Source organism: Leeuwenhoekiella blandensis MED217 (genome assembly GCF_000152985.1).
Lineage (GTDB): Bacteria > Bacteroidota > Bacteroidia > Flavobacteriales > Flavobacteriaceae > Leeuwenhoekiella > Leeuwenhoekiella blandensis.
Genome location: NZ_CH672395.1, coordinates 1,741,232 through 1,753,564, shown reverse-complemented (window position 1 = coordinate 1,753,564; position 12,333 = coordinate 1,741,232). Strand labels below are relative to the sequence as shown.

General features: G+C 40.8%; 7 protein-coding genes. 4 read left to right on the top strand and 3 right to left on the bottom strand.

The window, feature by feature from the left end; genetic code table 11:
• The first annotated feature begins 124 nt into the window (after positions 1 to 124).
• From MED217_RS07580 to MED217_RS07565, 4 genes are all read left to right on the top strand, one after another.
• Positions 125 to 1,135: a pirin family protein gene (locus tag MED217_RS07580; RefSeq protein WP_009779911.1), complete on the top strand. Its 1,011-nt coding sequence runs from the start codon at positions 125 to 127 to the stop codon at positions 1,133 to 1,135.
• 190 nt (positions 1,136 to 1,325) lie between these two features.
• Entirely contained in the window at positions 1,326 to 5,981 is a 4,656-nt protein-coding gene (locus MED217_RS18490) for a T9SS type B sorting domain-containing protein (protein ID WP_009779910.1), read from the top strand.
• Between the two features lie 13 nt (positions 5,982 to 5,994).
• A complete protein-coding gene (locus tag MED217_RS07570) occupies positions 5,995 to 6,939 on the top strand; it encodes a PorP/SprF family type IX secretion system membrane protein (protein ID WP_009779909.1) in 945 nt (314 codons plus the stop codon).
• 15 nt (positions 6,940 to 6,954) lie between these two features.
• Positions 6,955 to 8,823 (top strand): OmpA family protein, encoded by a 1,869-nt coding sequence (locus MED217_RS07565; RefSeq protein WP_009779908.1) that lies wholly within the window; start codon positions 6,955 to 6,957, stop codon positions 8,821 to 8,823.
• Positions 8,824 to 8,899: 76 nt separating this feature from the next.
• Here MED217_RS07565 and MED217_RS07560 read toward each other — a convergent pair whose 3' ends face one another.
• The 3 genes from MED217_RS07560 to MED217_RS07550 form a co-directional block, all read right to left on the bottom strand.
• Positions 8,900 to 10,363 (bottom strand): hypothetical protein, encoded by a 1,464-nt coding sequence (locus MED217_RS07560; RefSeq protein WP_009779907.1) that lies wholly within the window; start codon positions 10,361 to 10,363, stop codon positions 8,900 to 8,902.
• Positions 10,364 to 10,388: 25 nt separating this feature from the next.
• Entirely contained in the window at positions 10,389 to 11,510 is a 1,122-nt protein-coding gene (locus tag MED217_RS07555; RefSeq protein ID WP_009779906.1) for a vWA domain-containing protein, read from the bottom strand.
• 178 nt (positions 11,511 to 11,688) lie between these two features.
• The gene (locus MED217_RS07550) at positions 11,689 to 12,291 is read right to left on the bottom strand and encodes a fasciclin domain-containing protein (protein ID WP_009779904.1); all 603 of its coding nucleotides are present in this window, start codon (positions 12,289 to 12,291) and stop codon (positions 11,689 to 11,691) included.
• Between the last annotated feature and the right edge of the window lie 42 nt (positions 12,292 to 12,333).

The following is a 12,333-nucleotide window of genomic DNA, read 5'->3' as shown; positions in this document are numbered from 1 at the left end:
TTCCTTTTAATGAACGTACAAATTTATAAAACGCAAAGCGTTCCTGAGGCTACTAAGTGCATAAGAAGAAGCTTTCGAGTTACGATTTTCGCTCGTATCTTCGTAGTCCACTAAATTATCAATAATGGCAGCGATTCAAAAAATCACAAGATTACATGCACAATGGGACACACAAGATCCTTTTTTATTCTGTGCTTTTCACAATGACAAATACCCTAAAGGAAACGGAAAACTTGGACCGGCAACTTCTTTAGCAGGTCGCAACCTAGGACAAGATTTTGTTCAGAAAGACGGTTGGGCTATGTATCACGGTTCGAAAGTACCGGGATTTCCGGGGCACCCTCACGTGGGTTTTGAAACGGTAACCATTGCTGAAGAAGGTTTCGTTGATCATTCAGATTCTCTTGGAGCTGCCGGTAGATTTGGTCAAGGCGATGTACAATGGATGACCGCAGGTAAAGGTGTTCAGCACAGCGAAATGTTTCCACTTATTAATACTGAAGAAGAAAATCCACTTTTACTTTTTCAAATTTGGTTAAATCTTCCTGCAGCCAGTAAAAATGTAGCGCCCTATTTCGGAATGATGTGGCATGAGGATATTCCAATTATAAACGAAAAAGATGATGAAGGTCGTGCTTTCAGCATCAAAATTATCGCAGGAGCTTATAAAGATCAAAAAGCCTTGCAACCTGCTCCCGATTCTTGGGCATCAAATCCCGAAAACGGCATCAACATCTGGTTGATAAGCCTCGATGCTCATACAGAATTCAAACTTCCCAAAGGCATTGACGGCTCCAATAGATCTGTTTACTTTTATGAAGGTGACACCTTGCACGCTGAAGGTTTTGACATTCCTTTAATGCACCAAATTAAAGCAGACCCTACTCAAGAGCTCACGCTAAAAAATGGTGAACAACCAGCGAAACTCTTATTACTTGAAGGAAAACCAATGAATGAGCCTGTGGTACAACACGGCCCTTTTGTGGGTAATTCTAGAAAAGATATTGAGACTGCATTTATGAATTATCAGCAAACCCAATTTGGTGGCTGGCCGTGGCCTACTTCAGAACATACCCACGATGCTGATGCAAAACGCTTTGCACTTTATCCCGATGGAAAAAAAGTAGTACGCTAACTAATTCTTTTTCACTTCTAAAATCTTGACTTCTATTAAAAAGTTCAAGAATTTTTAATCTAGAAAAACACAGCTAATTCTGCCGACTTAACATTTTTTATTAATATTAATGAAAAATAATTACTTTTAATCGGCAGAATATGCAATTAATCGACTATACTTGTACTAAATTTATACTAACCCAACTCCTATGCATAAAACTATTACGTTTTTAGGTAAGATGCTATGCGCATTTTTCCTTTTATTTAATGCAGGAATATCTTCTAAAAGTTACGGTCAATGTGCCGGTGAAGATGCATCTATTACTTCCTGTGACAAAGAATCTAATCAATATATCGACCTTTTTGCAGCACTAGGCGGAAGCCCGGTTGCTGGAGGTGTATGGTTTGATAGTGATAACAGTGGCGGTCTTAATACAGCCACCGGCGAACTCAACACTTGGCTAATTAACCGTGGAGGCACGTTTTCTTATACCTATACAGTAGAAGGAGAAACCGGATGTTCTGATAACCAATCTACGGTAACATTAACACTAGCCGGTTATGCCGGTAGTGACAATTTTAATGCGGTTGCTTGTGAGGATGAAACGAACATTAACCTTTTTCAGTTTGTAGGTAGTAATCCCAACCCTACGCTTTTTGGAACCTGGGCAATTACAAGTGGTCCTAGTGATGCTTTAAATGGCCCTCGTTTTAATGCACAACAAGCAGGCCCGGGAAGTTATACGTTTACCTATACTGTAGATGCTCAGGGAAGCTGCCCCTCTACAATGAGTACTGTAGTCATGCAAGTGGTTGAAGCTCCAGAATCAGGTACTGTTGACCCTGCTGTTAATACTTCATTTTGTGAAACCGATGACTTAAGCGGACAAACCAACTTTGATCTAAGAGATGTTCTTATAGGTGAAGACACTAATGGAGTTTGGACCGAAACTACAACCAATGAAATCTCTGGTTTTAATGACAGCGTTATTAATATTCAAAATATCAGAGACAATTTTGGTCCCGGTATTTATAATTTCACATATACTGTACAACCTACAAACCCACTTTGTGATCTTAGCCAAACTACTGTAAGTATCGAGATCGAGGAAGTTGTAGACTTTACTAATGCCAATTTAGAGCTTACTTTTCCTGCAGAAGAAGATGATGTTATTTGTGAAGACACGTTACCTATTAACACAACAGCAACCATTACCGGAGATAGCGCAGATATTCCTGACGGAGATTACGAACTTACCTACGAAGTAAGTCCAAGCCCAAATACCGGGATGGAAACCATCACAATTACCATGAGTAATGGTGTTGGTAGCTTTGCTGTAAATCCTGATTTTTTCACTGCTGCCGGTGTTGCTGAGGTTCGTGTAATTTCAATTATAGATCCAAACACAGAGAATAATTGTGAAGCACTTATAGCTAATCTAAGCGACACCTTAACTATTGTTGCCTTACCAGACCTTACCGATACACAAATTAGTGTGGATCAACCCCTATGTCTGGACGAAAATGGCAGACTAACACTATCTGATGCAGGTACGACTGCTGCAATAGAGTTGATTGATGGGGAATATGCATTCACCTATACGTTAGAAAGTTCGACTACTTCTCAAGAGTACACACAAACAGCAACTGTTCTCAACGGAGAAGCAACCATCACCTTAGCTACAAATGCACTTCCGAATGCAGACGACTATACTGTTACACTTTCTTCAGTTCAAAACAGTACCAGCTGCACGACTCCCGTTGATTTGAGCACAACATTTACGGTATTACCAAAACCAGATGCCGAAACGGTTAGCGTAAGCATCAACGATACCTGTGAGGATGATGTGGTTTCGGTTAACATTACAGACACTGCAGAAACTCCAAATTTAGTAGACGGAACCTACGATTTCACTTATGACATTTCAGGAGCTATTACAGTTACCGATCAAATTGCAAGCTCCGTAACGATCACTGATGGAAGCGGAAGTTTTGACCTTCCACAGGATATTTTAGCTAACGGAAGCTCTACCTTGACGCTGACTTCGGTTTCTAATTCAACCAGTACTTGTGAGGCAGACAATCTTACGATGCCGGCTGCATCTTTCAATATTGTACCAACGCCAGATGCTACAAATGCGGTATTGGCTGTTGCAGATACCTGTGAAGATGGTGGAGCGAGCGTTACGTTTACCGCAGATGCTAGCTTGATCCTTGACGGAGATTATACGCTGACTTATACCTTGAGCGGTGCAAACACTACAGAAGCTACAACAACAACTGTTACCTTTACATCAGGAAGCGCTTCGTTTGATCTAACTGCCGAGCAACTTGCTGAAGCGGGTACGACCACAGTAACCGTAACCAGCCTTGCGACAGCTGCTCAGAGTTGTGAAGCGACCGGTCTGCCGCTTGCTACAGATTTTGAAGTATTGCCGCTGCCTGCGCTTGAAAACACTACACTTGCAGTCGCTTCTGTATGTTTTGGAGAAAACACATCACTCGAATTTTCAGGTTCTGATCTTCCTGACGGAAGCTATGAGATCACCTACGAATTGTCTGAAGCTAACACCTTTACCGAAACGGTAAGCACTACATTCACTGGCGGTGAAGCTTCTATAGTTCTTGACGCGGCTAACTTAACCGCTACAGGTTCTACAACGGTCACAGTAACTTCAATCACTAATGAAAGTACTGCCTGTGTAAGCACTGTAGCTACAAGCACCACTTTTGACGTGAATCCTATTCCTGATGCTGAAACAATTACTGTAAGCATCAACGATACCTGTGAGGATGATGTGGTTTCGGTTAACATTACTGACACTGCTGAAACTCCAAATTTGGCAGACGGAACCTACGATTTCACTTATGACATTTCAGGAGCTATTACAGTTACCGATCAAATTGCAAGCTCAGTTATTATCACTGACGGAAGCGGAAGTTTTGACCTTCCACAGGATATTTTAGCTAACGGTAGCTCTACCTTGACGCTGACTTCGGTTTCAAATTCAACCAGTACTTGTGAAGCAGACAATCTTACGATGCCGGCTGCATCTTTCAATATTGTACCAACGCCAGATGCTACAAACGCGGTATTGGCTGTTGCAGATACCTGTGAAGATGGTGGAGCGAGCGTTACCTTTACAGCAGATGCGAGCTTGATTCTTGACGGAGATTACACGCTGACATATACCTTGAGCGGTGCAAACACTACTGAAGCTACAACAACTACTGTTACCTTTACTTCAGGAAGCTCTTCGTTTGATCTAACTGCCGAGCAACTTGCTGAAGCGGGTACGACCACAGTAACCGTAACTAGCCTTGCGACAGCTGCTCAGAGTTGTGAAGCGACCGGTCTGCCGCTTGCTACAGATTTTGAAGTATTGCCGCTGCCTACGCTCGAAAACACAACATTAGCAGTCGCTTCTGTATGTTTTGGAGAAGACACAACGCTAGAATTTTCAGAATCTGATCTTCCTGACGGAAGCTATGAGATCACCTATGAATTGTCAGACGCTAACACCTTTACCGAAACGGTAAGCACTATATTCACTGGCGGTGAAGCTTCTATAGTTCTTGATGCGGCTAACTTAACCGCTACAGGTTCTACGACGGTCACAGTAACTTCGATCACTAATGAAAGCACTGCCTGTGTAAGCACTGTAGCTACAAACACCACTTTTGACGTGAATCCTATTCCAGAACTTGCCACTGGAGACTTGATTGCTTCAGATATTTGTTTAGCTGAAAGCGGGTTTGTAACCGTGGATGCAGGAAGTTCATTAGCTGACGGCGAGTATACTATCGAGTACACCCTTTCAGGAGCGAATACCACAACAGGTCTTACAGAAACAGTTGCGATCGCTAATGGTTCTGGTACATTTTCTATTCCTTCAACTGCTCTTTCAGCAACCGGAACTACCACAATTACTGCTACTTTAATCAGCAGCACTTTTGGATGTAGTTCTGTACCAGCATCAGTAGAAGACACTTTTGAAGTATTACCATTACCCGATGCTCAGGGCGCTGTAGTTTCAGCTTCTGATGTTTGTTTTGGTGAAGAAGTGAATGTTACGCTTTCAGGAGCAACAGCTTTGAATGACGGAGATTATATCGTTTCTTATCAAATTACCGGAGCTACGACTTCAGAAATTTTAAGCGAAACCATTACGGTTACCGGTGGAGCAGCTACAATCACACTTGACCCTGCTACATTTACTGCAGGTGGCGCGACTACATTCAGTTTATTAGATCTCCAAAATAGTCTTACAAGTTGTAGTGCAATAAACTTAGGAACGGCCTTCACCCAATTTACTGTTGAAGATCCTGCTGTACCTACGATTTCGAGCACCGGAGCGATTTTCTGTATTAATGATGATCCTACCGTTGCTGATCTTGAAGCGAATGTGAGCTCTTCTTTTGCTATCATCACTTATGATGCGGCTTCAGGAGGTTCAGTAATAAGTCCGTCAACATTATTACAAGCAAACACGACCTATTATATAGCTGCTCAAAATACTACAACAGGTTGTGAGGGATCTCAACGCCTTGCCGTAACCATTGATCTTACCGGTTGTGATTCTGTTTTCATTCCTGATGGATTTTCGCCTAACGGAGATGGAATTAACGACGTTTTTGAAATGAAGAATATGGATATTGTTTATCCCAACTACACCATAGAAATTTTTAACCGAAACGGAGCGGTTGTCTTTAAAGGCGATGCCGCTACAGGCTTCTGGAATGGTCAATCAAACCAAAGTCGATTAGGTGGCAACACGCTTCCTAACGGAGTTTATTTCTACATAATTAATTACAACAATGGCCAAACAAGTCCAAAACAAGGTAAAGTTTACCTCAACCGATAAAAGGATATTTACGATGAAAAATTCAACTTCAAAACTTACGTTTTTTGCAGCATTTGTCCTTTTTTGTGGAAGCATGTTTGGACAACAAGACCCAGAATACACGCAGTATATGTATAATATGAGCGTGATTAACCCTGCTTATTCTTCGGTGAATAAAGCAAAAGTAGGAGCCTTATACCGCGCACAATGGGTGGGAATAGACGGTGCTCCTACTACCGCCACCGTCTTTGGACATTTACCTATGTCAGACAATGTAGAATTAGGTTTAAATCTGGTTCACGATGAGATTGGTGATGTGGTTCAGGAAACCAATTTAAATGCAGATTTTGCTTATAAATTACCAATTCAGGAAAATGCAACCTTGGCCTTAGGTCTTAAAGCTGGTGCTTCTTTTTTCAGTACTGATTTTAGCCGATTACAATTAGGAAGTGGAGCTCCGGCAACAGATCCTTCTTTTGCTCAGAATATCAACCAGACCTACCCTACCATTGGTATTGGTGCATATTACTTTTCAGAAAGCTATTATATAGGACTTTCTACACCTAACTTGGTAGCTTCAAGACATATTGAAGATGAAAACGGAGTACAGCGCTTAGGTAGTGAGAATACGCATTACTTCCTGACAGGAGGATATGTTTTTGAACCTTCATCAGAATTTCAGATAAAACCTTCTTTTATGGCACGCTGGGTAAACGGTGCTCCGGTGAGTATCGACCTTAACGCCAATGTACGATTCTATCAACGTTTTGAAGCAGGTATTGGTTACCGCCTCGACGACGCTGTTACCGGGATGGTCAATTTTGAGGTAACACCGGGTGTTCGCGTAGGCTACGCTTACGACTATACAACATCAAACCTTGGTGAGTATAACAACGGTAGTCACGAAATCATGCTGCTGTTTGATTTTGATATTTTTGGTAAACTACCTTCTTACCGCAAATCACCTCGCTTCTTCTAACCTACAACTACGACTATGAAAAATTATACGCTACTATTTATTCTACTAGCCGTTTGTCAAGTAGGATTATCACAGAGCAAAACGCTTGAAAAAGCCAATAAACTTTTTGCAAGCCAAGCTTATGCAGAAGCTATTGAAGCTTACACTGCAGAAGATGAATTAGATGCTGATGCAACACTAAATCTTGCTGATGCTTACTATTATATCGCTGATGCAGAAAAGGCAGTTCAATATTATGACCAAGCCTGGGAACTCAATGAGGGCAGATCTCCTGAAGCGCATTTTAGATATGCAGATGCATTAAAACGCAATAAAGATTACGATCGTGCCAATGCAATTTTAACCAATTACACAGGGACCAACGTAGATATCCTAAAAGCTATGGAAGCCAATGATCTTGAAGTTTCCCAGTTTTTTATGCCACAAGTAGTAGATGCTGCTTCGGCTTATGACGATTTTGGTGCTGCGTATTATGATAGGCAGGTGGTTTTTGCCTCTAACAGAAATGCCACAAGACCGTTGTATCCTTGGACGGGTAAACCTTATCTAGACCTGTATTACGGAAAAATAAACGGTTCTGCTATCACAGACGAGGGTGAGTTTCCGGGAGCGATTAACACTGATACGCACGAAAGTAATGCAGTTTTTACTTCAGACGGACAAAAAATGTACTTTACACGTACCAGCAATAAATTCAAAAAAGTTGATGGCGCAAAGGTAGCTCCGCTTCAATTATTCAGTGCCGAATTGATAGCTGGAAAATGGGATAATGTACAAATGTTACCTATTAGTTCTGATGTATATTCGGTAGCGCACCCGGCTTTGAGTGCAGACGAGAATACGCTTTACTTCTCGAGCGATATGCCTGGAGGCTATGGTAGTTTTGATATTTACAAAGTCTCAATCGAGGGCGAAAGCTTTGGAACACCGGTTAATTTGGGTGAAAATGTAAATTCAGACAAGCTTGAACAATTTCCTTACATTTCTGAAAATGGAAATCTTTATTTTGCCTCTAACCGCGCTGAAGGTTTAGGCGGCTTGGATCTGTACAGCAGTGATCCGCAAGGAGATTCTTTTGCTGAAGCCTACAACTTAGGAAGTTCTATTAACTCAAATGCAGATGACTTTGCGTTGATTATTAAAGAGCGCCAAGGCAGCGGATTCATGTCATCAAACCGAACCGGAAAAGATAAAATCTACAGTTTTGAGACCTTTCCTAATTTAAATTATCAGATCATAGGTAATGTTGACGATAAGAAAACCTTAGAGCCACTTCCAGGCGCTGAAGTGACCTTGTATCGCCCGTCTACAGGAACTACTCAAAAAACGATCACAGAAGCAGATGGCAGCTTCAAATTTGAAGTACGCCCGAACAGCTTGTATAAGGTTAAAGCAACAAAAGCATTGTATGCTCCTGTAGAAAAAGAAGTAAAGATTGAATATGCTCAGAATACTAAAACACTAATCAAGCTTCAAATGTCGGCCTACGCAGATACCGAAGATATTGTAGCGGTAAATGATCGTAATCAATTGACTCAGGTCAAACTTGAGAAGATCTATTTTGATTTTGATAAAGCAAATATTCGTCCAGATGCTGCAACTACATTAGATAAATTGGTTGCTTTAATGAAGAAATACCCTGAAATGAATGTTGAAGTAGCATCGCATACAGATCAGCGTGGTCCAGAAGATTATAATTTACAACTTTCTCAACGCAGAGCACAGTCTACTGTTGATTATATCGTTTCTAAAGGAATAGATCGCAGCAGGCTTAAAGCGCAAGGTTATGGTGAGCAAGATCCTATCAATGCGTGTCCTTCGGGAGATTGTACCGAAGAACAATTCGATGAGAATCGTAGAAGTGAATTCACGATCTTGAAATAAGACTTTTAAACCTTAAAACAAAAAATCCCGTTAGCGCAGATGCTAACGGGATTTTTTTGTTTGTTAAAATTAAGAATTATAAACCACTGATATAACTTCCGTAGAGGTCTTTAAAACGCATACCATCGGTCATTCGGTATTTACTCAACTTCTTGAATTCAACCAATGCCCAAAGAATAAACTCTTTCATAAAATACTGATCTTCCTTCGGTAAATCAGGTTGATGTGTATCGATCAAATTTTGCAAGGGTGTTACCGAATCAAGCATTTTCTTATACTCTTCTTCGGTTAAATCGTCTAACAACTGAAAGTCGCTTTGGTCAAAAAACCAAGTGACCACCTCATCGTACGGACTTTTCTCATTTTGCTTTTCTAGCTTTTTAATTTCAGGAAAATAAGTCACAAAAAGGGTTTGAATGGCATCACCAATTAAAGTATGTGCAACCGAAGCCGCTCCCTCCTGCTCTCCTTCATAAACCAATTCTACCTTACCGGTAATCGCCGGAATCATCCCCATAAAATCACCAAGACGCACCGTAGTTTTATCATCTCCTGCCATCAACGATCTACGTTCTGCAGTACTTAAAAGGTTTTCAAAAGCGGTGATACTCATACGCGCACTCACGCCGCTTTTAACATCAATATATTCACTCTCTCTAGCTTCAAAACTTATTTGCTCCAAGAGATCTTTAGCCAAAGAAGGCACATAAACCTGTTCTTCATTACGGCCGTCGCGTTTTGCTTCCTGTTCTGTGATCGTACGCGCGATTTCAATATTCTCAGGATAATGCGTCAAGATCTGAGAACCGATACGGTCTTTTAACGGAGTAACGATGCTTCCGCGGTTGGTATAATCTTCAGGGTTTGCTGTAAATACAAACTGAAGATCTAGCGGTAAGCGCAATTTAAATCCGCGAATTTGAATATCTCCTTCTTGCAGAATATTGAACAAAGCCACTTGAATACGTGCTTGTAAATCTGGCAATTCATTAATCACAAAAATGCAACGATTAGCACGAGGAATCATCCCAAAATGCAACACACGGTCATCTGCATAACTCAATTTCAAATTTGCAGCCTTGATAGGATCTACATCACCTATTAAATCGGCTACCGTCACATCAGGAGTCGCTAGCTTTTCAGCAAAACGTTCTTCACGATGCAGCCAAACAATGGGCGTGTCATCTCCCTTTTCGGCGATCAATTCTTGAGCATAGCGGGATAAGGGCTTTAGCGGATCATCATTTAACTCTGAACCTTCAACCACAGGAATCCACTCGTCTAATAATTGTACCATCAAACGCGCCAGACGTGTTTTTGCCTGCCCGCGAAGCCCTAAAAGATTGATGTTATGCTTTGATAAAATAGCACGTTCTAACTCTGGGATCACGGTATGTTCATAACCGTGTATTCCTTCAAAAGAATTTTTACCTGCTTTTATATTGTTTAACAGATTAGCGCGAAGTTCTTCTTTGATACTTCGGCTCTTATAATCTGATTTCTTTAGCTCACCTAGGTTTTTAATTTCTGGTTTACTCATAGTTTACTGTTAGTTTTATCTTTTTCTAGCGTATTCTCTTCTTTCTGTTTGTTTCATAATCCTCAAAGATCATTTCACCAAGGCCTTGCAGACCGGTATAAAATGCTTTCCCTTGATTGGCCTGTGTAAATTGACGCACAAACTTCATCAAGTAAGGATCTTGAGCGATCATAAATGTAGTAATAGGAATCTTCACTTTGCGTGCCTGACTCGCCATACTGTAGCACTTATTAACGATGTACTCATCAAGCCCCACACTGTTTTTATAGTAAAAGCCATCTGGCTCTCGCACACAACTGGGCTTACCATCGGTGATCATAAAGATCTGCTTGTTGGTATTACGCTTACGTCTTAAAATATCCATTGCGAGTTGTAAACCTGCAACCGTATTGGTATGGTAAGGACCTACTTGTAAGTACGGTAAATCTTTGATTTTAATAGGCCAACTGTCATTACCAAAAACGATAATGTCTAAGGTGTCTTTAGGATAGCGTGTGGTTATCAATTCGACTAAAGCCATCGCTACTTTTTTTGCCGGAGTAATGCGATCTTCCCCATACAAAATCATACTATGGCTGATGTCTATCATCAACACCGTACTCATTTGCGCTTTAAATTGCGTTTCTTCTACAACCAGATCCTTTTCGGTAAGGTCAAAATTGCCTATTCCGTTATTGATTTGTGCATTCTTAAGACTTTCGGTCATTGAAACGCGTTCTAGAGCGTCACCAAAGCGATATTCCCGGTACTCACCGGTATGTTCATCACCCCGTCCTACCCTATTGGTTTTATGATTTCCGGCTCCGCCACGCTTCAGTTTACCAAAAATCTGATCCAGTGCACGCTGTCTAATAGCGCGTTCGGTTTTTGCGGTGATCGACATTCCACCATTACCGTCAGGTTCAATCTCCTCGCGGATGTAGCCTTTGTCCTTTAATTCCTGTACAAAATCGTCGAGCGTGTAGTCGTCATTGGTCAAATTGTATTCTTTGTCTAACTCCTTCAACCAATCCATCGCTTCATCAAAATCTCCTGATGTATGCGTGATCAATTCTTTGAAGATCTCAAAAAGTTGATCAAATAAGGATTGCTCCGGAGCTTCGTAGCTTTTAAATACAAATCCCTTTCGTAATGTTTCCTTTTTCATAGTGTACTAAAATTAACGCATTTTGAATTCTAAACCTTGAGAAGTCTCTTAAAATCTAGGTTTCTTTCTAAGTGAAGCTGCAAAAGCGAATGTATAGACAGGTTCTTTTTTTCTGAAAACTCAAAACCAAAAAAACCCTTCATTGCTGAAGGGTTCTAAATACTAATCACTTATGCGCTTATGATTTTGGCATCACCACAGCATCAATTGCATGGATTACTCCGTTTGAAGCATCAACATCGGTCATAATTACTGTAGATTTATTTCCTGCTGCGTCGGTTAAAATTACATTTTCACCTTCTAGTGTTGCTGTCAATTCTCCGCCTTGTACTGTAGGAATTGTAAAGCTTCCGTCATTATCATTGATTGCTTTTACGACATCTGCCGCCATATATTCTCCTGAAACTACATGGTATTTTAAAATCCCAGCTAATTTTTCTTTGTTTGCCGGCTCGACTAAAGTAGAAACGGTTCCTTCAGGTAACTTGTCAAATGCTGCGTTGGTTGGTGCAAATACTGTAAATGGACCTTCACTGTTTAAAGTTTCTGCTAATCCAGCTGCCTTTACCGCGGTCACTAAGGTGCTAAAGTCCTCATTTCCCATTGCGATCTCTGCAATGGTTTCTTGTTCTGGCATGGTGGCTTCAGTTGAAACATCGGTTGTTTCCATTGCTATCTCTTCTTCAGTCATCGTTTCTTCAGATGTATTCTTTTCATTGTCTTTACAAGAAGTGAATGCTATAGAAGCAATCACTGCCATACTTAATACTAACTTTTTCATAGTTCAATTTTTTTGATTATTAATTTTGTTTAAATATATCCA

Bases quoted from the DNA above. Each gene is read 5' to 3' on its own strand.
- MED217_RS07580 (WP_009779911.1), top strand. From the start codon at position 125: ATGGCAGCGATTCAAAAAATCACAAGATTACATGCACAATGGGACACA.
- MED217_RS18490 (WP_009779910.1), top strand. From the start codon at position 1,326: ATGCATAAAACTATTACGTTTTTAGGTAAGATGCTATGCGCATTTTTC.
- MED217_RS07570 (WP_009779909.1), top strand. From the start codon at position 5,995: ATGAAAAATTCAACTTCAAAACTTACGTTTTTTGCAGCATTTGTCCTT.
- MED217_RS07565 (WP_009779908.1), top strand. From the start codon at position 6,955: ATGAAAAATTATACGCTACTATTTATTCTACTAGCCGTTTGTCAAGTA.
- MED217_RS07560 (WP_009779907.1), bottom strand. From the start codon at position 10,363: ATGAGTAAACCAGAAATTAAAAACCTAGGTGAGCTAAAGAAATCAGAT.
- MED217_RS07555 (WP_009779906.1), bottom strand. From the start codon at position 11,510: ATGAAAAAGGAAACATTACGAAAGGGATTTGTATTTAAAAGCTACGAA.
- MED217_RS07550 (WP_009779904.1), bottom strand. From the start codon at position 12,291: ATGAAAAAGTTAGTATTAAGTATGGCAGTGATTGCTTCTATAGCATTC.